This window comes from Xanthomonas sp. DAR 80977, from assembly GCF_041240605.1.
Taxonomy (GTDB): Bacteria; Pseudomonadota; Gammaproteobacteria; order Xanthomonadales; family Xanthomonadaceae; genus Xanthomonas_A; species Xanthomonas_A bundabergensis.
Genome location: NZ_CP162487.1, coordinates 1 through 21,527 on the forward strand (window position 1 = coordinate 1; position 21,527 = coordinate 21,527).

The window sequence follows — 21,527 nt, forward strand, 5'->3', positions numbered from 1 at the left end:
ATGGATGCTTGGCCCCGTTGCCTGGAACGTCTGGAAGCTGAATTTCCAGCCGAGGACGTTCACACCTGGTTGAAACCGCTGCAAGCCGAACAGCGCCATGACAACAGCATGGTCCTGTACGCCCCGAACGCCTTCATCGTCGAACAGGTGCGCGAGCGCTACCTGGCGCGGATCCGCGAGCTGCTGACCTATTTCGCCGGCAGCGGCGAGGTGGCGCTGCAGGTCGGCTCGCGTCCGCGCGCGCCGGAACCGGCGGCCGTGGCCGCCAGCGATGCCGCCGCCGCCGCGCGCACGCCGCCGGCGCCGCTGCTGGAGCCGTTCGCCGGCAACCTCGACTCGCATTACACCTTCGCCAACTTCGTCGAAGGCCGCAGCAACCAGCTCGGCCTGGCCGCGGCCACGCAGGCGGCGCAGAAGCCCGGCGACCGCGCGCACAACCCGCTGCTGCTGTACGGCAGCACCGGCCTGGGCAAGACCCACCTGATGTTCGCCGCCGGCAACGCGATGCGCGAGCAGAACCCCAACGCGCGGGTCATGTACCTGCGCTCGGAACAGTTCTTCAGCGCGATGATCCGTGCGCTGCAGGACAAGACCATGGACCAGTTCAAGCGCCAGTTCCAGCAGGTGGACGCGCTGCTGATCGACGACATCCAGTTCTTCGCCGGCAAGGACCGCACCCAGGAAGAGTTCTTCCACACCTTCAACGCGCTGTTCGACGGCCGCCAGCAGATCATCCTGACCTGCGACCGCTACCCGCGCGAGGTCGAGGGCCTGGAGCCGCGGCTGAAGTCGCGCCTGGCCTGGGGCCTGTCGGTGGCGATCGACCCGCCCGACTTCGAGACCCGCGCGGCGATCGTGCTGGCCAAGGCGCGCGAGCGCGGCGCCGAGATCCCCGACGACGTGGCGTTCCTGATCGCCAAGAAGATGCGCTCCAACGTGCGCGACCTGGAAGGCGCGCTCAACACGCTGGCCGCCCGCGCCAACTTCACCGGCCGCGCGATCACCACCGAGTTCGCCCAGGAAACCCTGCGCGACCTGTTGCGCGCGCAGCAGCAGGCGATCGGCATCCCCAACATCCAGAAGACCGTGGCCGACTACTACGGCCTGCAGATCAAGGACCTGCTGTCCAAGCGCCGCACCCGCTCGCTGGCGCGGCCGCGGCAGGTGGCGATGGCGCTGACCAAGGAGCTGACCGAACACAGCCTGCCGGAGATCGGCGATGCCTTCGCCGGGCGCGACCACACCACCGTGCTGCACGCCTGCCGCCAGATCAAGCACCTGATGGAGACCGACGGCAAGCTGCGCGAGGACTGGGACAAGCTGATCCGCAAGCTGAGCGAGTAGCGGTCCGGCGCAACGTCGAAGGGCACGGATCCGTCCCTTCGCCAGTGCTCCGGTGCGGCATGCCGGAAGCGACGGATAAATCGGTGCATGACTTCGCGACAAATCCGGTAGAAACTGTGGATAAAGTGCAGCGCGGCGGCGGCGGCAAAACTATCCACAGGTTTCCCCACCCTTACAGGGGCAGTAATACCCGGGATTGAGGGGGCGAAAAACCCTTTGAATCCAGATAGTTAGGCTACCTTTGCACCGAAAATCGCTCTACCATCACCACCAAGCTTTTGATTTATTCCACATCTTTTAAAGCATAGGGGCACGGAACCACATGCGTTTCACACTGCAGCGCGAAGCCTTCCTCAAGCCATTGGCGCAAGTCGTCAATGTGGTCGAACGCCGCCAGACCTTGCCGGTTCTGGCCAACTTCCTGGTGCAGGTGCACGACGGGCAACTGTCGCTGACCGGTACCGACCTGGAAGTGGAAATGGTGTCGCGGATCGCGGTCGACGACGCGCAGGACGGCGAAACCACGATCCCGGCGCGCAAGCTGTTCGAGATCATTCGGGCGCTGCCCGACGGCAGCAAGATCACCGTGACCCAGACCGGCGACAAGATCACCGTGCAGGCCGGACGCAGCCGCTTCACCCTGGCCACCTTGCCGGCCAACGACTTCCCGTCGGTCGACGAGGTCGAAGCCACCGAGCGCGTGCTGGTGCCGGAAGCGGCGCTGAAGGAGCTGATCGAGCGCACCGCGTTCGCGATGGCGCAGCAGGACGTGCGCTATTACCTCAACGGCCTGCTGTTCGACCTGCGCGACCAGACCCTGCGCTGCGTGGCCACCGACGGCCACCGCCTGGCGCTGTGCGAGACCGAGCTGGAGAACGCCGGCGGCGCCAAGCGCCAGATCATCGTGCCGCGCAAGGGCGTGACCGAGCTGCAGCGCCTGCTGGAAGGCGGCGATCGCGAAGTCGAGCTGGAAGTGGGCCGCAGCCACGTGCGGGTCAAGCGCGACGATGTCACCTTCACCTCGAAGCTGATCGACGGCCGTTTCCCCGATTACGAAGCGGTGATCCCGATCGGCGCCGACCGCGAGGTCAAGCTGGATCGCGAGGCCCTGCGCGCAGCGCTGCAGCGTGCGGCGATCCTGTCCAACGAGAAGTACCGCGGCGTACGCGTGGAAGTCTCGCCGGGTCAGCTGAAGATCAGCGCGCACAACCCGGAACAGGAAGAGGCGCAGGAAGAGATCGAGGCCGACACCAAGGTCAGCGACCTGGCGATCGGCTTCAACGTGAACTACCTGCTCGACGCGCTGTCGGCGTTGCGCGAGGAATTCATCGTGATCCAGCTGCGCGACGCCAACTCCTCGGCCTTGGTGCGCGAGGCCAGCAGCGCCCGTTCGCGCCACGTGGTGATGCCGCTGCGCCTCTGACCGACGCGGGAAAATCGTGTTCCACGTGGAACACAGCTGAGAAACCCGGCCTTGCGCCGGGTTTTTCTTTTCCACGGCGGCGACCCCGCTCCGCTGGAAGCGTCCAGCTTCGTGTTGCGACCCTTGTGGGAGCGACTTCAGTCGCGACGGGCCTTACCGGCTTCTCTTGAGCCCGCGCCATCGACATCTCGGTTGATGAAGCTTGACCCCTGCCGGCTTCGCTACCGCGGGGGCTTTCCGCATCCATCGCGCGCGAGTGCCCCCACAGGACGTTCGCAGCCGCTTTGGGTATGCTGCCGCCCTGCCCCCATGAGCCGACCCGCGTGCGCCCGGTGCGAGCGCCCTCGCCCCCGATTCCCCGCATGCACGTCTCCCGCCTCGACCTCCATCACCTGCGCCGCTTCGCCGCGCTCGAACTGGCGCCTGCGCCCGGCCTGAACCTGATCACCGGCGACAACGGTGCCGGCAAGACCACGATCCTCGAGGCCATGCACCTCATGGCCTACGGCCGCAGTTTCCGCGGGCGGGTCCGCGACGGCCTGGTCAGCCAGGGCCAGGAGGCGCTCGACGTGTTCGTCGAATGGGAGGAGCGTGGCGCGGAGCCGTCGCAGCCGCGCCGCCGCCGTGCCGGGCTGCGCCACAGCGGCCAGGAATGGCGCGGCCGGCTCGATGGCGAGGACGTGGCCTACCTGGGCACGCTCTGCGCCGCGCTGGCGGTGGTGACCTTTGAGCCGGGCAGCCATGTGCTGGTCAGCGGTGGCGGCGAACCGCGCCGTCGCTTCGTCGACTGGGGTTTGTTCCACGTGGAACCAGACTTCCTGGCGTTGTGGCGCCGCTACGCGCGGGCGCTCAAGCAGCGCAACGCCCTGCTCAAGAGCGGTGGCGGCGGTGCAGCCCTGGATGCCTGGGACCACGAACTGGCGGAGGCCGGCGAGCCGCTGACCTCGCGCCGCGAGCACTACCTGGAGCGCCTGCTGCAGCGCCTGCTGGCGCTGGGGCCGGAACTGGCGCCGGCGCTGGGCATCCAGTACCTGCAGTTCGCGCCCGGCTGGCGCCGCCACGAGGTGCCGCTGGCCGATGCGCTGCTGCTCAACCGTGAGCGCGACCGCCAGTACGGCTATACCTCGGTGGGACCGCACCGTGCGGACTGGAGCCTGGCCTTCGCCACCATTCCCGGCCGCGAGGCGCTGTCGCGCGGCCAGGCCAAGCTGACCGCGCTGGCCTGCCTGCTGGCCCAGGCCGAGGACTATGCCGAACAGCGCGGCGAGTGGCCGGTGATCGCGCTGGACGACCTGGCCTCGGAGCTGGACCAGCATCACCAGCGGCGCGTGCTGCAGCGGCTGCAGGCCGGGCCGGCGCAGGTGTTCGTCACCGCGACCGAGACCCCGCAGGCGCTGGCCGATATCGCGCTGCCGATCGCGCGGTTCCACGTGGAACATGGGCAAGTGCTGGCCCAGTTCTAGGCGCACACGGGCTGCGCGACCGGGGCTGCTATAATTTCCACTATTCCCTCATCCAGCGGCGCGAACCGGCCTCGGCCTGTCTTCGCCGCCTCGTGGAGCCTACGGCACGCGCAATGACCGACGAACAGAACACCCCGCCGAACAACGGTAACTACGACGCGAACAGCATCACCGCCCTGGAAGGCCTGGAAGCTGTTCGCAAGCGGCCTGGTATGTACATCGGCGACGTCCATGACGGCACCGGTCTGCACCACATGGTGTTCGAGGTCGTCGACAACTCCATCGACGAGGCCCTGGCCGGACACGCCGACCACGTCTCGGTGACGATCCATGTCGACGGTTCGGTGTCGGTGTCCGACAACGGGCGCGGCATCCCGGTCGGCAAGCACGAGCAGATGAGCACGAAGCTTGGCCGCGAGGTGTCGGCGGCCGAGGTCGTGATGACCATCCTGCACGCCGGCGGCAAGTTCGACGACAACAGCTACAAGGTCTCCGGCGGCCTGCACGGCGTCGGCGTCAGCGTGGTCAACGCGCTGTCGGAGAAGCTGCTGCTGGACGTGTTCCAGGGCGGCGCCCATTACCAGCAGGAATTCAGCAACGGCGCGGCCGTCGCCCCGCTCAAGAAGTTGGGCGAGACCAGCAAGCGCGGCACCACCGTGCGTTTTTGGCCGTCGACGGTGGCCTTCCACGATAACGTGGAGTTCCACTACGACATCCTGGCCCGGCGCCTGCGCGAGCTGTCCTTCCTCAATTCCGGGGTCAAGATCGTGCTCGCCGACGAGCGTGGCGAGGGCCGCCGCGACGACTTCCACTACGAAGGCGGCATCCGCAGCTTCGTGGAGCACCTGGCGCAGTTGAAGACCCCGCTGCACCCGAACGTGATCTCGGTGACCGGCGAGCACAACGGCATCGTGGTGGACGTGGCGTTGCAGTGGACCGACTCCTACCAGGAGACGATGTACTGCTTCACCAACAACATCCCGCAGAAGGACGGCGGCACCCACCTGGCCGGCTTCCGCGGCGCGCTGACGCGCGTGCTCAACACCTACATCGAGCAGAACGGCATCGCCAAGCAGGCCAAGATCAACCTGACCGGCGACGACATGCGCGAAGGCATGATCGCGGTGCTGTCGGTGAAGGTGCCGGACCCGAGCTTCTCCAGCCAGACCAAGGAAAAGCTGGTCAGTTCCGACGTGCGTCCGGCGGTGGAGACCGCGTTCGGCGCGCGCCTGGAGGAATTCCTGCAGGAGAACCCCAACGAGGCCAAGGCCATCGCCGGCAAGATCGTCGATGCCGCGCGCGCCCGCGAGGCCGCGCGCAAGGCGCGCGACCTGACCCGCCGCAAGGGCGCGCTGGACATCGCCGGCCTGCCCGGCAAGCTGGCCGACTGCCAGGAGAAGGATCCGGCGCTGTCGGAACTGTTCATCGTCGAGGGCGACTCGGCAGGCGGCTCGGCCAAGCAGGGCCGCAACCGCAAGAACCAGGCGGTGCTGCCGCTGCGCGGCAAGATCCTCAACGTGGAACGCGCGCGCTTCGACCGCATGCTCGCCTCCGACCAGGTCGGCACGCTGATCACCGCACTGGGCACCGGTATCGGCCGCGACGAGTACAACCCGGACAAGCTGCGCTACCACCGCATCATCATCATGACCGACGCCGACGTCGACGGCGCGCACATCCGTACCCTGCTGCTGACGTTCTTCTACCGGCAGATGCCGGAGCTGATCGAGCGCGGCTACATCTACATCGGCCTGCCGCCGCTGTACCGGCTCAAGCAGGGCAAGCAGGAGCTGTACCTGAAGGACGACAACGCGCTCAACGCCTACCTGGCCAACAGCGCGGTCGAAGGCGCGGCCTTGATTCCGGCCAGCAACGAGCCGCCGATCACCGGCGCGGCGCTGGAGAAGCTGCTGCTGCTGTTCGCCAGCGCCAACGACGCGGTGGCGCGCAACGCGCACCGTTACGATCCGGCGCTGCTGACCGCGCTGATCGACCTGCCGCCACTGGACGTGGCGCAGCTGGAAGCCGAGGGCGACCGTCACGCGAGCCTGGAGGCGCTACAGGCCGTGCTCAACCGCGGCAGCCTCGGCACGGCCCGCTACGAATTGCGTTTCGAGCCGGGGAATGAGCACAAATCGGCGACGTTGAAGGTCGTTCGGCGCCATATGGGCGAAGAATTGACCACCTGGCTGCCGATGGCCGCCTTCGACAGCGGCGAACTGCGCCCGCTGCGCGAGGTCGCGCTGGCGCTGAACGGGCTGGTCCGTGAAGGCGCGCAGATCGTGCGCGGCAACAAGACCCAGGCGGTCGCCAGCTTCGCCCAGGCGCATGCCTGGCTGTTCGACGAGGCCAAGAAGGGCCGCCAGATCCAGCGTTTCAAGGGCCTGGGCGAAATGAACGCCGAACAGCTGTGGGAGACCACGGTGAACCCGGATACGCGCCGCCTGCTGCAGGTACGCATCGAGGACGCGGTGGCCGCCGACGAGATCTTCAGTACCTTGATGGGCGACGTGGTCGAACCGCGCCGCGATTTCATCGAGGAAAACGCGCTGAAGGTCGCCAACCTCGACATCTGACCGCGGCATCGCCGCCCCCGGCCCGCGCCGGGGGCCGGCGCCGTTCCGCTCCCCTAGCCTGCTCTCGCCCAGGATCGCGATGACCTCGCTGCCGTCGCATACGCCCGTCCCGCCCCCGTCCCTGCCGCCTGCGCCGCCGCCGTCGCGTCCACGCCGGCCGGTGCTCGGTTTCTGCCTCGACCTGCTGCTCGCCGCGGTGGTGCTGTTGGCGGTCAGCGTGCTGTGCGGCCTGGTCTGGGGCGTGCTGCGCGGCGTCCAGGTGACCATGGAGCTGCGCGCGCAGGGCATCCCCAACGAGCAGATCGCCTCCACCGTCGCCGCCCATCTCGGCCAGCCCGGGGCGCTGGCGCAGCTGCTGATCGCCTTGGTCAGCACCCTGTCGGCGGCACTGCTGCTGTACTTCCTGCGCCGCCCGGCCAGCGCGGCCGAACGCCGCGCCTCCTGGCAGGCCGCGCGCGTGCCGGCGACCTGGGGCTGGGTGCTGCTGGTGGCGGTGGCGGTGTTCGTGGGCAGCACCGTGCTGTCCAACCTCGGCGCGCAGCTGGGGATCAAGCCGGTGCCGACCAACCTGCCGCTGATGCGCGAGGCGATGGCGCAGATGCCGCTGTTCCTGATCGCGTTCGCGGTGCTGATCGCGCCGGCCTACGAGGAACTGCTGTTCCGCCGCGTGCTGTTCGGGCGCCTGTGGGATGCCGGGCGGCCGCGGCTGGGCATGGCGCTCAGCGGCGCCGCGTTCGCGCTGGTGCACGAACTGCCCGGCACCACCGGCAACGGCGTGGCCGAGACCCTGCAGCTGTGGCTGGTCTACGGCAGCATGGGCGCGGCGTTCGCCTGGCTGTACAAGCGCACCGGCACGCTGTGGGCGCCGATCGCCGCGCATGGGCTGAACAATGCCGTCGCGGTCGCCGCGCTGTACTGGTTTGGCACAACCTGAAGATTTGTTTGACGAAAAGTTAAGACGCGTGCCACCACACTGCGTTGCGTGTCATGGGGGGACCCGTATGAAGAGAGGTGTACTGGGGGCATCGATCGCGGTGCTGCTGGCAGCGTGCGCGACGACGACATCGCCGACCGGGCGTACCCAGGTCGTGGGCGGCGTGTCCCAGCAGGAGCTCGATCAGCTGGGCCTGAAGGCCTTCGCCGAGACCAAGGCCAAGGAGCCGATCGACAAGGATCCCAAGCGCAACGCCTACGTGCGCTGCGTGGTCGATGCGCTGGTCGCGCAGTTGCCGCCGCAATGGCGCGGCACCGCGTGGGAAACCGCCCTGTTCGACGACAAGGAACCCAACGCGTTCGCGCTGCCCGGCGGCAAGGTCGGCGTCAACAGCGGCATCTTCAGCGTGGCCAAGAACCAGGACCAGCTGGCGGCGGTGCTCGGCCACGAGATCGGCCATGTGATCTCGCGCCACCACGAGGAACGCATCACCCGCCAGATGGGCACCCAGACCGGGCTCAGCGTGCTCGGCGCGCTGGCCGGCGCGCGCTATGGCAGCGGCGCCGCCGACACGGTCGGCCAGCTCGGCGGCATGACCGCGCAGGCCGCGTTCCTGCTGCCGGGTTCGCGCGTCCAGGAAAGCGAGGCGGACGTGGTCGGCCAGCGGCTGATGGCGCAGGCCGGCTTCGATCCGGCGCAGGCGGTGGACCTGTGGAAGAACATGATGGCCGCCGGCGGCCAGCGCCCGCCGCAATGGCTGTCCACCCACCCCGATCCCAGCGCCCGCATCGGCGAGCTGCAGCGCGATGTCGCCGCGCTCGAGCCGGTGTATGCGCAGGCGCGCAGCGCCGGGCGGACGCCCAAGTGCGGCTGAGCGCCTCGGCGCCGCCGCGCATGCGCCTGCCGGCCGGATGGCAATGCGTCCTAAAAACGTTTTCACGGCGTAAAGGTTTCTGTTAGTTTTGCTGGCTCGGCCCTGGATGGCCGCTCCGTCTTCCGTGCCGCTCCGGGCGGTCCCACCGAGGTGATCCATGAAATTCAGTATCCGCAAGCAAGCGCTGTTGTCCCTGGTGATCACTGCTGCCCTCGGTGGCGCGGTGGTGACCGACGCCGTCGCGCAGTCCGACCGCTCCGAGCAGCGTTCCTCGCGCAAGTCCAAGAACGAAAAGGCCGCGGTGATGTTCCCCAACGCCACCCGCCAGGAGCCGACCGGCAAGCCCTCGGCCAAGCTCGGCAGCAAGCTGCAGAAGCTGATCGACACCTACAACAAGGGCGAGGACTACGCCGGCGTGCGCACCCAGGCCGACGAGATCCTGGCCAATAGCGCCGCCAACGAGTACGACAAGTCGATCGCCGCGCAGCTGGCCGCGCAGGCCGCCTACAACCTCGACGACAGCAACGCCGCCAAGCAGTACCTGCAGCAGGCGATCCAGTTCAACGGCCTGGACAACAACGGCCACTTCCAGTCGATGCTGATGCTGGCGCAGCTGCAGCTGCAGGACGACCAGACCGCCGAAGGCCTGGCCTCGCTGGACAAGTTCCTGGCCGAATCCAAGTCGACCCGTCCGGAAGACCTGATCCTCAAGGGCCAGGCGCTGTACCAGACCGAGCGCTACCAGGAGGCCATCCCGGTGCTGCAGCAGGCCATCGCCGCCTCGCCGCAGCCCAAGGACAGCTGGAACCAGCTGCTGATGGCGTCCTACGCCGCCGCCGGCCAGACCGGCGAAGCGGTCAAGGCCGCCGAAGCGCTGGCGGCGAAGACGCCGAACGACAAGAAGGCCCAGCTCAACCTGGCCAGCATGTACATGCAGGCCGACCAGATGGACAAGGCCGCGGCGGTGATGGAGAAGCTGCGTGCGGCCGGGCAGCTGACCGACGAGAAGGAGTACAAGCAGCTGTACTCGATCTACGCCAATACCGACAAGAAGGAAAAGGACGTCATCGCGGTCATCAACGAAGGCATGCAGAAGGGCATCCTCAAGCCCGACTACCAGACCTATCTGGCGCTGGCGCAGTCCTACTACTACACCGACCAGGTGCCGCAGGCGGTCGAGAACTGGCAGAAGGCCGCGCCGCTGTCCAAGGACGGCGAGACCTATCTGAATCTGGCCAAGGTGCTGCACCAGGAAGGGCGCATCCCGGAAGCCAAGCAGGCCGCGCAGCAGGCGCTGGCCAAGGGCGTCAAGAAGCCGGAAGACGCCAAGAAGATCATCAATCTGAAGTAAAGAGCAAAAAAAGCCCCCGAAAACCAGTGCTTAAAGTAGTGCAGGTCACAGGGATTGGTATAAGCTTGGAGGTTCCTGCGGTGTCAAACCGCGTGAACTGGGATTCAGATTCTTCGCGAATCCCGGCCCCCCTAAACGAGTCATTGGCGCATGACGGAACAACTGGTCATCAATCGGCATTACGACAAAGATGAAGCTTCCGGCCTCAGCTGGCCGCGCATCATCGGTATTGCCTTCGTAATCGCGCTGCATCTGGCAGCGCTGATGTTGCTGCTGATTCCAGCCGTTGCGCCGAAGGCGGCAGCGGAGAAGGAACGCAACATCGTCGTCACCCTGGTCGACGCCCCGCCGCCGCCCCCTCCGCCGCCGCCGCCGCCGCCGAAGCCGCCGGAAACGCCGCCGCCGCCGGTCAAGAACCTGGCGCCGCCGAAGCCGACCCCGTTGCCGCCGCCGCCGGAAGCCCCGGTGATCGACGTGCCGGAGCCGCGCCCGAGCGACATCGCCACGCCGCCGTCGCCGCCGTCGCCGCCTGCCGCAGCGACCGACATCGGCGCCAGCGTCGACATCTCGTCGAAGAACATGAACCCGCCGAAGTACCCGCCGTCCGCATTCCGGTCGGGCGCGGAAGGCGAGGTGATCCTGATCATCGATGTCGATGCAAACGGTAACGTGACCAACGTTTCCGTCGAGAAATCCAGCCGCAATCGCGATCTGGACCGCGCCGCCATGGAAGCAGCGCGCAAGTGGCGGTTCAATTCCGCTGTCGTCAATGGACAGAAGACCGCCGGCCGCGTCCGCGTACCGGTCAACTTCGCGCTGAACTGATACAAAGGCAGCAGGCCGGCGCACCCGCCGGTCTGCAGGCCCTGTCTACTCTTTGCACCACCCTCATCACCACACACAACAAAGGTAAGCGTCATGCTGCAGGAAATTTTCATCGCCGCTGCTGCGGGGGGCAACAACGCATCGAACGCCCTGTCGCAGATGGGCTTCGAGCACCTGATCACCGAGATGACCTCCAAGCCGGGTGACTTCGCCGTCTCCTGGGTGGTGCTCATCACCCTCATCATCATGTCGGCGTCGTCCTGGTACTGGACCGTCATCAACATCTTCCGCGCCACCCGTCTGAAGGGCCAGGCCGACCGCGTCACCAGCCTGTTCTGGGACACCCCGAACGCGCAGGACGCCATCCGTGCGATGGAAGAGCAGCCGGCCAGCGAGCCGTTCTCGAAGATCGCCCTCGACGCCGCACAGGCCGCTGCGCACCACCAGCGCGCCGAAGCCGGCACCGGTACCGGCCTGGGCGAGACCCTGAGCCGCTCGGAGTTCGTCGACCGCGCCCTGCGTCAGGCCGTGACCCGCGAAAGCACCAAGCTGCAGTCGGGCATGACCCTGCTGGCCACCGTCGGTGCGACCGCGCCGTTCGTCGGTCTGCTGGGTACGGTGTGGGGCATCTACGGCGCGCTGATCAAGATCGGTGCCACCGGCTCCGCCTCGATCGACGCCGTCGCCGGCCCGGTGGGTGAAGCGCTGATCATGACCGCGATCGGTCTGTTCGTCGCGATCCCGGCCGTGTTCGCGTTCAACTTCTTCAGCAAGGTCAACAGCTCGACGATCGCCAAGTTCGATACGTTCGCCCACGACCTGCATGACTTCTTCGCCACTGGTTCGCGCGTTCGCTGATCCGCGGTCGAGTAGTCCACGCAACGATTAACGGAGCCCGTTATGGCTTTCAGTAGTGGTAACAGCGGCGGCCCCATGGCCGACATCAACGTCACGCCCCTCGTGGACGTGATGCTGGTGCTGCTGATCATCTTCATCATCACGGCACCGCTGATGTCCCACAAGGTCAAGGTGGAGCTGCCCCAGGCCAACCTGAAGCAGGATCCGGATAAGGACGAAAAACGCGCCAATCCGATCACGCTGGCGGTCAAGGAAGACGGGTCGCTGTACTGGAACGACGAGCCGATCTCCAAGGAAGCCCTGGAGTCGCGCTTCTCCACCGCTGCCCAGCAGACCCCGCAGCCGCCGCTCAACCTGCGTGGCGACCGCACGACCAAGATGCGTACGATCAACGAGATCACCAAGATCGCGCAGGGTCAGGGCATGCTGGACGTCGGCTTCGTTGCGACCAAAGAGAAGGGGAACTGAGCCATGGCATTCAGCTCAGGAGGCGGCCGTGGTCCCATGGCCGACATCAACGTCACGCCGCTGGTCGACGTGATGCTGGTGCTGTTGATCATCTTCATCGTGACCGCGCCGATCATGACCTACCCGATCGACGTGGACCTGCCGCAGCGGGTGATCAACCCGCCGCCGCAGTTGCGTGACCCGCCGCCGCCGATCGATCTGCGCATCGATGCGTCGAACCAGATCTTCTGGAACAACAGCCCGGTGGCTGTGACGGCGCTCCCGCAGATGATGGAAAACGAAGTACAGCGCGATCCGACCAACCAGCCGGAACTGCGCATCGATGCCAATCCGGATTCCGAATACGAAGTGATGGCCAAGGTGCTGGCCGCCGCCAAGAACTCGGACATGAAAAAGATCGGCTTCGTGCAGCAATAAGCCTTACCGCAACACCTCAGTCATGACGCGACTGCAAACGCCACCGGCAACGGTGGCGTTTTTTTTGGGTCGGCGTTTTGCGAACCGGCAGGATCGACGCCGGCATGCAACCGCCCACGGGTTCGGCAGCGTGCCGCCGGACCCATTGTGGGAGCGACTTCAGTCGCGACGCTTCGTACCCTCGATGCAATGCCTGTCGCGCCCGACGGCCTTTGCGCCGGAAGCCGCAACTTCCCTCCGCCGCCTGCAAGCAGAAAAAACGCGCAGGCAGACGCCCGCGCGGCGAGCCGCGACGCCGCCGATCGCGCTCCACCGCTCTCCGGCTTTCCGCGCCCGGCCCCCCTCGCGCGACGCCCTGTCCCGGGTGTAGGCTGAGGACGCGACGCCGCAACCACAGGACAGGAGGCAGGCCATGGCTTTCAGTACCGCAGGGAACCGGGGACCGCTGGCGGAGATCAATGTCACGCCGCTGGTCGATGTGATGTTGGTGCTGTTGATCATCTTCATCGTGACCGTGCCGCTGGTGACGCGGCCGATCACCATGAACCTGCCGCAGCGTGTGGATACGCCGCAGCGCCCGCTCGCGCCGCCACCGCCGATCGAGTTGCGCCTGGACGCCAGCGGCCAGCTGTTCTGGAACGCCAGCCCCCTGCCCCTCGCCGAGCTGCAGCCGCGGCTGCAGGAGGCCATGGCGCAGGCCGCCGGCAATCCTCCGGAGCTGCGCATCGACGCCAACCCCGATGCCGAGTACGAGGTGATGGCCAAGGTGCTGGCCGCGGCCAAGAACGCGCAGGTGGACCGCATCGGCTTCGTGCAGTGATGCGCTTTTAGCGCAACAGCTCCGTCATGACGGACCGCAAACGCCATCGGCGACGGTGGCGTTTTTGCATCGGCGCCGGTGCGAAAACAACAGAGTCAAGGCCGATGTCGGCTTCGCCGTGGCATTGTCCATGCTGATGCGGCTTTCTCGAGAAGAGCCAGCCTCCGATCGCGATGGCAGCAGCGCATGTACATTCATATCTAGCGCATTGATTTCCGAATCAGCCAGCTTCGGCTTGTACTGCCAGGCGAAACGTCCTCCAGCAGCTGCCGACGCCACTTGTGGGAGCGACTTCAGTCGCGACAGGCCTTCTCGCTGAAGCGCGTCGCGACTGAAGTCGCTCCCACAACCAGGCTTGCGCCGTAACTGGCATGCCGATGTTGTAGCAAAAATGCGGGGCGGCCACAGGTCATTGCTCCCGACGACATCGGCAAGCTCGGCCGTTGCCGATGGCCGACTTTCTCCACAAGACTCCCGCACAAGTCCCGGTCTCTGCCCGAAACGCAGACGGGCTAGCGCGCAGCAGCCAGGATCTCCAGATACGCCTTCACCGTGGCATCCAACCCGGCGTACAGCGCCTCGCCGATCAGGGCGTGGCCGATGGACACCTCCAGCACCTGCGGCACCGCGGCCAGGAACGCGCCGAGATTGGCCTGGGCCAGGTCGTGGCCGGCATTGACGCCGAGCCCGGCGGCCTGGGCGCGGCGCGCGGCCGCGGCGAAGGCGGCCGGTGCGGTGGCATCGCCGCGTTCGAACGCTTCCGCGTACGGGCCGGTGTACAGCTCGACGCGATCGGCGCCGAGTTCGGCGGCGCGTGCCAGCCCGGGATTGTCGGCATCGACGAACAGGCTGACCCGGCAGCCCAGCGCCTTCAGTTCGGCGATCAGCGGACGCAGGCGTTCGCTGTCGCGGCCGAAGTCGAAGCCATGGTCGGAGGTCAGTTGCCCGTCGCCATCCGGGACCAGGGTCGCCTGCGCCGGACGCACCTGGGCGCACAGCGGGATCAGCCCGGGATAGCCGGGCCGCGGCGGCGCGAACGGATTGCCCTCGATGTTGAACTCGACGCCGCGCGCGCGAGTCAGTTCGGCCAGCGCCAGCACGTCCTCGGCATGGATGTGGCGCCGGTCCGGGCGCGGATGCACGGTGATGCCGTGCGCGCCGGCGTCCAGGCAGGCGCGCGCCGCATCGAGCACGCTCGGCAGCTCGCCGCCGCGCGAGTTGCGCAGCACCGCGATCTTGTTGACGTTGACGCTGAGCTGGGTCATCGGCGGGCGGCGCTTACGAGGAGATCGCGTCGTCGCTGGAGGCGGCCGCCGCGGCGCGGCGCGCCTCGGCCTGTTCGCGCAGCCGGCGCAGCTCGGCCGGATCGATCATCGGCGCGGCGTCGCGCTGGCTGGCGTCGCCGATCTTGGCCACGTACCAGCCGCGCGCCCAGGCCAGCAGGAAGCCCAATGCGGCCAGCAGCGCCAGGATCAGCAGCGACACATGCGGCGTGGAGAACGCCAGGACGAAGGCACCCAGCGCGAGCAGCAGAAAAAGCCAGTACATGACGATCTCCCCAAGGATGGGCGCAGTGTAGCGCCGCCCGGGCGGCCGGTTCCACGGTGAACCGCGAGGACGCTTGCAGCGCGGCGTGCCTCGCCGGACCCGGCCAGCCGGTCGCTCGCTTGGCGGCGCCGCGCTACAGCAGCGGCGAGGTCAGCCGTGCCAACGCCTCGGGCAGCCGGTAGCGCCACAGCGAGCGCTTGCGGTCGTCGCGCACCTGCACCGCGTCGGCGATCTCGCCGGCGACCAGCGTGGCCAGCTCCTGGGTCAGCTGGCGGTCGCGGAACATCGCCGCCACCTCGAAATTGAGGCGGAAACTGCGGTTGTCGAAGTTGGCGCTGCCGACGATGCACAGCGCCTCGTCCACGATCAGCGCCTTGCTGTGCAGCATGCGCGGGCCGTACTCGTAGATCTTGACCCCGGCCTGCAGCAGCTCGTCGAAATACGAACGCGCCGCCAGCGTCACCAGTCGCGAATCGCTGCGCTTGGGCACCAGCAGGCGCACGTCCAGCCCGCCCAGCGCGGCCGAGGTCAGCGCCATGCGCGCGGCCTCGCCCGGCACGAAGTACGGCGTCACCAGCCACACCCGGCGCTGCGCCTCGTAGATCGCCGCCACCTGCATGCGGTGGATGCTCTCCCACGACGAATCCGGGCCGGACACCAGCACCTGCGCCTGGATCGCGCCGTCGTCGCGGCCAGGCATGTCGTGCGGCCAGATCTGCGCCATGTCGAAGGCGTCGCGGCCCTGGCGGGTGGCGTACAGCCAGTCCTCGACGAATACCAGCTGCAGGCTGCGCACCACGTGGCCCTCGCAGCGCACGTGCAGGTCGCGGTAGGCGTCGGCGCGCAGCGCCTCGTTCTCCTCGTCGGTGACGTTGATGCCGCCGGTGAAGCCGATGCGGCCGTCGATCACCACGATCTTGCGGTGAGTGCGCAGGTTGACCCACGGCCGCTTGAACTTGAACGGGCGCAGCAATTGGGTGGGATGGAACCAGGCCGCCTCGCCGCCGGCGTCCAGCAGCGGCTGCAGGAAGCGTTTGCGCACCTGCGAGGAGCCCACCGCGTCCAGCAGCAGGCGCACCTTGACCCCGGCGCGGGCGCGCTCGACCAGCGCGTCGCGGATGCGCGTGCCGCTGCGGTCGGGATTGAAGATGTAGTACTCCAGGTGCACGTGGTGCTGCGCGGCGGCGATGTCGCGCACGATCGCCTCGTAGGTGGCCGCGCCGTCCACCAGCCATTGCGCGGTGGTCGCCGAACTCGGCGCCAGCCCGGTGGTGGCCTGGGCGATCTTGGCCAGCTCGGTGCAGTCCGCGTCGGGCGGACAGACGCTGCTGTAGTGCTCCATGCCCGAGCGCGAACGGCCGCGGCGCAGGCGCTGCCGCTTCACCTTCTGCGGCCCGAGCAGGTAGTAGATGACGAAGCCCAGGTACGGCAGCGCCGCCAGCGACAGCACCCAGCTCAGCGTCGCCGCCGGCTCGCGCTTCTGCAGCACGATCCAGCCGCTCAGCCACAGGATGTACAGCAGGTAGGCGGCGGTGAGGTAGGCGCCGAAATGGGGAATGCCGGTCAGCCAGTCCCAGGTGCTCTGCAGGGTCGCGAATACGAACATCGGCGGATTCTACGGGGCCGGCGCGGCTCCTGCGCGTGGCGCTGAAAGATTCAGCGGCGCCTGCCCGTCGTCGCAGCGGCCGAGACGGCGACGGCGTAGCCTGTGCCGATGAGCACGGCCATCAAGGGACGCGGCGCCGGCAGCCACCTGCCCGGCCGCTTCGAACGCACCATCAGCCAGGCCGAGGACGACGGCTGGCACCCCGACGACAGCGAGGAATTCGCCGCGCCGCGGTTGCGCACCGAAGTGCGCGAGGAGACCGCGCGCAGCATCATCAGCCGCAACCAGTCGCCGGACGTGGGCTTTTCGCAGTCGGTCAATCCGTACCGCGGCTGCGAGCACGGCTGCAGCTACTGCTTCGCCCGCCCCAGCCACGCCTACCTCAACTTGTCGCCGGGGCTGGACTTCGAGACCCGCCTGTTCGCCAAGACCAACGCGCCGGAGCTGCTGCGCCGCGAACTGGCCAAGCCAGGCTACGTGCCCAGCCCGATCGCGCTGGGCATCAACACCGACGCCTACCAGCCGATCGAGCGCAAGCTGCAGCTGACCCGCCGGCTGATCGAGGTGCTGTGGGAGACCCGCCATCCGTTCTCGCTGATCACCAAGAACGCGCTGGTCGAGCGCGACCTGGACCTGCTGGTGCCGCTGGCGCGCGAGAACCTGGTCAGCGTGCACTTCTCGGTGACCTCGCTGGACCCGCGCCTGTCGGCGCGGCTGGAGCCGCGCGCCTCGGCGCCGCATGCGCGGCTGCGCGCGATGCGCACGCTGCACGAGGCCGGGGTGCCGGTGGGGGTGATGGTGGCGCCGGTGATCCCGTGGATCAACGACCACGAGCTGGAAGCGGTGCTGGAGGCGGCGCACGCCGCCGGCGCCGACTCCGCCGGCTACGTGCTGCTGCGCCTGCCGCACGAGGTGGCGCCGCTGTTCCGCGACTGGCTGCAGGCGCACCACCCCGACCGCGCCGCGCACGTGATGAGCACGGTGCAGCAGCTGCGCGGCGGCAAGGACTACGACGCCACCTTCGGCAAGCGCATGCGCGGCGAAGGCGTCTATGCCGACCTGCTGGCGCGGCGCTTCGCGCTGGCGCACAAGCGCCTGGGTTATGCCGAACGCATGCGCCGGCCGCTGGACTGCAGCCGCTTCGTCAGGTCGCTGCCGCCGCGCGCGCCATCGCCGCAGGGCGTGCTGTTTTGAGGCGGGGATTGGGGAGTCGGGATTGGGGATTCGTAAAAGCAACGGCGGGCTTGCCGCGGTAGCCGCTGACATCCGAATCCCGGACGTCACGCGGCCGCGTGACCGGAACGGATCGGCTGGCGAAGGGAACCTGCGCCAGTCAGTAGCCAAACGAAAGCCGGCTGGCGAACAGCCGCCGCATCCCGCTCTTGCGAATCCCCAATCCCGACTCCCTACTCCCTACTCCCGGCCGTACAACGCCTGCGCGGACTGAAAAAGGATCCAGCTGGTGGCGATGAACTTGTCGCCGCCCTGCGGGCGGTTGCCGCGGTGGGTGTGGGTGAACGCGGTCGGCGCGATCAGCAGGCTGCCGGCGCGCGGTGCGATCTTGCGCCGCTGGAACAGGAACTCGGTCTCGCCGTCCTGGAAATCGTCGTTGAGGTACAGCGTCCACAGCAGGTGCCGGTGCAGGGTCTCGGCGCCGGGATCGCGCGGGTACAGCTCGCAGTGCCAGTACGGATAGCCGCCCTCGCCCGCCTGGTACCACTGCAGGTTGATCGCGCCCGGACGCAGGCAGGTGCGGGCCAGGTTGGAGAGCGCCGCATCGTCCAGCAGCGCGAAATCGTCGGCGCCGAGCCGGTGCGGCTGGCCGTCGGCGCCGGGTACCTGCAGCATCAGCGGCGAGATCAGCGCCTGTGGGTACTTGCGCAGATAGCCGAGCAGGCCGGCGAACACCGCCTGCTGCAGCCGCTGTTCCACGTCGCGCCACGGCTCCAGCCCGCTGATGCGCAGGTCGCGGCTGCGCTTGAGCTCGGGGAACACGCCGCTGCCGACCTCGCCCGGCTGCAACTGCGAACTGGCGCGCAGGCGGCGCATGATCGCGGCGCAATCCTCGCGGGACATGGCGCCGTCGAAGACCTCGATGAAATCGGGAGTGGGTTCGGACATCGCGCGACCTTACCAGCGATCCCGCGGCATCGCAGCTGCGCCGTTGGCATCCGTCCCTGTGCGCGCCGACAATGCGCGTCCCGCCGCCCGCCTTGCCCTCGCCGATGATCCGCACGCTGTACCTCGCCGGCCCCGACGTGTTCCGTCCCGACGCCGCCGCCCGCGGCGAAACCTTGAAGCGATGGTGCGCCGGGTTCGGCTTCGAGGGCCTGTTCCCGCTGGACCAGGCGGTGCCGGCGCAGATCGCCGACCCGGCCGCGCAGGCGCGCTGGATCTATGAGGCCAACATCGGCCTGATCGCGCAGGCCGACGCGGTACTGGCCAACCTGGATTTCTTCCGCGGCCCGGAGCCGGACAGCGGCACCTGCTTCGAGGTCGGCTACGCCGTGGCGCTGGGCAAGCCGGTGTACGGCTACATCCCCGACGACGGTAGCTTCGCCGAGCGCATCCGCGCCCGCCATCCCGGCGCGATCGGCGCCGACGGCCGCGTCGACACCCACGGCTGGCACTTCGAGGAATTCGGCCTGCCGCTCAACCTGATGCTGGCGGTCCCGGCGCCGCTGGTGGTGGGCGATGCGCGGCGCGCGCTGGCGCGGTTGCGGGAGGATCTGGGCCCGGCCTAGCCGGCCGCTTCCGCTGGCGGAGCGAAAACGGTCAGGTGCTGGGCAATGTCCGTATGCAGCAGGTAGTCCCAGCTCATGTACAGGAACGCCGTGCCGTCCTGCAGCTGCCGCAGTCCGAAGCGCGTATCGCCACCGTCCGCCATGCGGCCCCAGCCGAGCAATTTTTCCGCCTGCAGGATCAGGTGCTGCGTGGTGATGGCGGCCGCGCTCAACACCTTGCCGCCGCGGCTGTCGAGGAATGCCTGCACCGTCAGGTGCGGATAGGTGAGGCCCAGCTCCGGATGCTTGATCGCCGCCAGGCGCTTCTCGTACTCGGTTTCGGCGCCGCTGGGCTTTCGGTAGCGGATCGAGAATGTCTTGCGATCCGGCCCCCACTGGACCCGGCTGGCGATGCTGCGCATGCCGATGCGGTTGCCCACGACCTGCCATGCATCGATCCCGGCCAGCAGATCGAAGTCGAGCGCCAGCTGCGTCTCCACGTTCGCTTCGACCAGGTGCAATTCGCCACCGCCGATGCGCGGATGCGAAGCGATATGCGGCCAGACCCTGGTCTGGAAATCCTGTGCGCTCTGCGACAGGTTGAGCTGGACATCCATGCAGCGCTCCCTGCGCATTCGATCGTCCGGCGATGATGCCAGCGGGCCTTGCGGCGAGAGCGTATCCGGATCTCGAAGTCAGGACTTGTCTACCGCACTGGCCGGAGCGATCGCTCCATCGGTGCCTGCTTCTGTCGCTACAGAGCGGCCTTTACAGGAGTCGGCTTGCAGGACAGCTGCGCATGGTTACCGCGCTTTCGGTGGCGACGCACTGCCGCGGATCGCGTAACCCAGCAACACCAGCCAGGCGACCAGGGCCAGCAGCGTCGGCAGCTGGAACTTGCTGGACGTGCCCAGCGTGAAGCTTCTGGCGGCAAAGAAGATGAGAACCCACAGCGCCAGGTTGGCGGCGACGATCGGCCGGCGCGCCTTGTGCCGGGTGAACCAGGAAATGACGCTCGGCATCAGCGCGACCGGCGCCGTGGCGAAGAAGAACATGAGGAAGACCGTCTGGTTCATGTCGATTCGAGCGGTGGTTCGATTCCAATGCATTGCCAGGCCTCGCACCGATAGCCGAGATCTTGGGATACATCGCGGAACCGTAATCTGAAGAGGCTTGCGTCGAAGCCGCCGAGCCTCTTGGATTTGGCATGAAGCACCTCGGTGCCCTGGTAGATCAAAAAGACTGCATAAGCGACAGCTTGTCCGGTTGGCAGAGTTCTAATGACATCAAAGTCTGGCCGAACGCTGAAGTGACCAACGTTCAACTTATCAGGAATCGGAGGAAGGCCAAAAGGCGGTGAGCGTCCAGAGACGCGCTTCTGAAATCGAAACGGATGCCGAGGGGTGCCGTCCGGTTTGGCATGATCCTCAATCAACTCAAGGTCGATCCAAAGATGCTCCATGAACCCGCCGTAGTCCCCACTTAAGCGATCGCTCAGTGCGGTAATGACCGGACGTAGTGAATCAGCAACTTTCGATGTCCTTCGGTCAACCATATTGGCATGTATTTTAAGACGCATTCCAGTCTCGCAGATCAATGATGGGTCGAGGCCCGAAAAGAACCGACCCACGAAGCGGGTTCATCTGCGAGCGCGAAGAACATCAGCCATGCAGCAAAAAGCCCAGCGCCTCCTGAACGGCCCGGCTGAATTTGCATGTGCCCCTTCGTGCATGAACTGAATTCCGCCACGCGGCGGTATCGGAGTGGATGAACTAGGCCGTAGCCCATCCTGCTCGATTGCTGAAAGTTTCATAGCTCACCGAGGTGTCGAAAACGTCGGGCGCCTCGCCGGACTTGAGTTCGTATGCGGCGCTCGCGAGTTCCAAGAGAGCCTCGAAATCCATGTCCTTCGGGAACTGAGTCGGATCGGACAGCACAGATGCATAGAACTCTTGGCCATTCGCCACGACACAGCAACGGGCGTACAGGAAGAGATCGACAGAGAAGTGCTGCTTGCCGCCGGTGTAGGCGTCCGTGCCTATCTGCTTGGCATGGGCCATCGTGTCCAGGGCATACAGCTTCCGACTCAGGATCTCCTCGAAAGCGCCGATGTCTTCCAGCGAGTGCTTGGCTAGCTCTTTCACGGCAGGTCTGAGCACTGCGTCGTCGTCGCCCGTGCGCTTCCAGTTGAGCAGGCCAATGATCTGCCAGAACTCTCTTTCATCCATTGCGACGCTCTCCTTGAGTAGCCCGACGGCGATCAGATCGCGCAATTGTGGCCCAATGCCATCGTCTCC

Annotated in this window: 22 protein-coding genes; 14 read left to right on the plus strand and 8 right to left on the minus strand. The window is 67.1% G+C overall.

Annotated elements, in window-relative coordinates; all coding sequences use genetic code 11:
- The 12 genes from dnaA to AB3X10_RS00060 all read left to right on the plus strand — a co-directional run bounded on the left by dnaA (window position 1) and on the right by AB3X10_RS00060 (window position 13,353).
- Complete coding sequence (gene dnaA / locus AB3X10_RS00005; protein WP_369977951.1) at window positions 1-1,344, plus strand: chromosomal replication initiator protein DnaA; 1,344 nt, start codon at window positions 1-3, stop codon at window positions 1,342-1,344.
- Window positions 1,345-1,666: 322 nt separating this feature from the next.
- Window positions 1,667-2,767: a DNA polymerase III subunit beta gene (dnaN, locus tag AB3X10_RS00010; RefSeq protein WP_369977953.1), complete on the plus strand. Its 1,101-nt coding sequence runs from the start codon at window positions 1,667-1,669 to the stop codon at window positions 2,765-2,767.
- Between the two features lie 362 nt (window positions 2,768-3,129).
- Window positions 3,130-4,230 (plus strand): DNA replication/repair protein RecF, encoded by a 1,101-nt coding sequence (gene recF / locus AB3X10_RS00015; protein WP_369977955.1) that lies wholly within the window; start codon window positions 3,130-3,132, stop codon window positions 4,228-4,230.
- A gap of 113 nt (window positions 4,231-4,343) precedes the next feature.
- Complete coding sequence (gene gyrB / locus AB3X10_RS00020; RefSeq protein WP_369977957.1) at window positions 4,344-6,806, plus strand: DNA topoisomerase (ATP-hydrolyzing) subunit B; 2,463 nt, start codon at window positions 4,344-4,346, stop codon at window positions 6,804-6,806.
- Between the two features lie 79 nt (window positions 6,807-6,885).
- Complete coding sequence (locus AB3X10_RS00025) at window positions 6,886-7,740, plus strand: CPBP family intramembrane glutamic endopeptidase (RefSeq protein ID WP_369977959.1); 855 nt, start codon at window positions 6,886-6,888, stop codon at window positions 7,738-7,740.
- A 67-nt stretch (window positions 7,741-7,807) separates the two neighbouring features.
- Window positions 7,808-8,614, plus strand: coding sequence for a M48 family metallopeptidase (locus tag AB3X10_RS00030; RefSeq protein WP_369977961.1), 807 nt, complete (start codon window positions 7,808-7,810; stop codon window positions 8,612-8,614).
- A gap of 157 nt (window positions 8,615-8,771) precedes the next feature.
- Entirely contained in the window at window positions 8,772-9,965 is a 1,194-nt protein-coding gene (locus AB3X10_RS00035; RefSeq protein WP_369977963.1) for a tetratricopeptide repeat protein, read from the plus strand.
- Between the two features lie 150 nt (window positions 9,966-10,115).
- On the plus strand, window positions 10,116-10,790 hold the full coding sequence (locus AB3X10_RS00040) for an energy transducer TonB (RefSeq protein ID WP_145704326.1): 675 nt from the start codon (window positions 10,116-10,118) through the stop codon (window positions 10,788-10,790).
- Window positions 10,791-10,883: 93 nt separating this feature from the next.
- Complete coding sequence (exbB, locus tag AB3X10_RS00045; protein WP_145704328.1) at window positions 10,884-11,648, plus strand: TonB-system energizer ExbB; 765 nt, start codon at window positions 10,884-10,886, stop codon at window positions 11,646-11,648.
- 42 nt (window positions 11,649-11,690) lie between these two features.
- A complete protein-coding gene (locus AB3X10_RS00050) occupies window positions 11,691-12,116 on the plus strand; it encodes an ExbD/TolR family protein (protein ID WP_046977349.1) in 426 nt (141 codons plus the stop codon).
- Between the two features lie 3 nt (window positions 12,117-12,119).
- On the plus strand, window positions 12,120-12,533 hold the full coding sequence (locus AB3X10_RS00055) for an ExbD/TolR family protein (RefSeq protein ID WP_369977966.1): 414 nt from the start codon (window positions 12,120-12,122) through the stop codon (window positions 12,531-12,533).
- Window positions 12,534-12,945: 412 nt separating this feature from the next.
- Window positions 12,946-13,353: an ExbD/TolR family protein gene (locus tag AB3X10_RS00060; RefSeq protein WP_369977968.1), complete on the plus strand. Its 408-nt coding sequence runs from the start codon at window positions 12,946-12,948 to the stop codon at window positions 13,351-13,353.
- 512 nt (window positions 13,354-13,865) lie between these two features.
- Here AB3X10_RS00060 and AB3X10_RS00065 read toward each other — a convergent pair.
- The 3 genes from AB3X10_RS00065 to cls form a co-directional block, all read right to left on the minus strand.
- The gene (locus tag AB3X10_RS00065; protein WP_369977970.1) at window positions 13,866-14,618 is read right to left on the minus strand and encodes a pyridoxine 5'-phosphate synthase; all 753 of its coding nucleotides are present in this window, start codon (window positions 14,616-14,618) and stop codon (window positions 13,866-13,868) included.
- A 13-nt stretch (window positions 14,619-14,631) separates the two neighbouring features.
- Entirely contained in the window at window positions 14,632-14,901 is a 270-nt protein-coding gene (locus AB3X10_RS00070) for a hypothetical protein (protein ID WP_369977972.1), read from the minus strand.
- A 133-nt stretch (window positions 14,902-15,034) separates the two neighbouring features.
- Complete coding sequence (gene cls, locus AB3X10_RS00075) at window positions 15,035-16,507, minus strand: cardiolipin synthase (protein ID WP_369977973.1); 1,473 nt, start codon at window positions 16,505-16,507, stop codon at window positions 15,035-15,037.
- 108 nt (window positions 16,508-16,615) lie between these two features.
- Here cls and AB3X10_RS00080 point away from each other — a divergent pair, with 108 nt between their 5' ends.
- On the plus strand, window positions 16,616-17,701 hold the full coding sequence (locus tag AB3X10_RS00080) for a PA0069 family radical SAM protein (RefSeq protein ID WP_369977975.1): 1,086 nt from the start codon (window positions 16,616-16,618) through the stop codon (window positions 17,699-17,701).
- Window positions 17,702-17,920: 219 nt separating this feature from the next.
- On the opposite strand, the gene AB3X10_RS00085 is transcribed toward AB3X10_RS00080, so the two are convergent.
- The gene (locus tag AB3X10_RS00085; protein WP_369977976.1) at window positions 17,921-18,628 is read right to left on the minus strand and encodes a 2OG-Fe(II) oxygenase; all 708 of its coding nucleotides are present in this window, start codon (window positions 18,626-18,628) and stop codon (window positions 17,921-17,923) included.
- Window positions 18,629-18,699: 71 nt separating this feature from the next.
- Here AB3X10_RS00085 and AB3X10_RS00090 point away from each other — a divergent pair, with 71 nt between their 5' ends.
- Entirely contained in the window at window positions 18,700-19,251 is a 552-nt protein-coding gene (locus tag AB3X10_RS00090; RefSeq protein ID WP_369977978.1) for a nucleoside 2-deoxyribosyltransferase, read from the plus strand.
- Here AB3X10_RS00090 and AB3X10_RS00095 read toward each other — a convergent pair.
- From AB3X10_RS00095 to AB3X10_RS00110, 4 genes are all read right to left on the minus strand, one after another.
- Window positions 19,248-19,751: a hypothetical protein gene (locus AB3X10_RS00095; protein ID WP_369977980.1), complete on the minus strand. Its 504-nt coding sequence runs from the start codon at window positions 19,749-19,751 to the stop codon at window positions 19,248-19,250. The genes AB3X10_RS00090 and AB3X10_RS00095 overlap by 4 nt on opposite strands.
- Window positions 19,752-20,033: 282 nt before the next feature.
- A complete protein-coding gene (locus AB3X10_RS00100; RefSeq protein ID WP_369977982.1) occupies window positions 20,034-20,285 on the minus strand; it encodes a hypothetical protein in 252 nt (83 codons plus the stop codon).
- 17 nt (window positions 20,286-20,302) lie between these two features.
- Window positions 20,303-20,860 carry a hypothetical protein gene (locus AB3X10_RS00105; protein WP_369977984.1) on the minus strand — a complete coding sequence of 186 codons (558 nt, stop codon included), beginning with the start codon at window positions 20,858-20,860 and terminating at the stop codon, window positions 20,303-20,305.
- A 142-nt stretch (window positions 20,861-21,002) separates the two neighbouring features.
- Window positions 21,003-21,503: a DUF4240 domain-containing protein gene (locus tag AB3X10_RS00110; RefSeq protein WP_369977986.1), complete on the minus strand. Its 501-nt coding sequence runs from the start codon at window positions 21,501-21,503 to the stop codon at window positions 21,003-21,005.
- Window positions 21,504-21,527 lie beyond the last annotated feature (24 nt).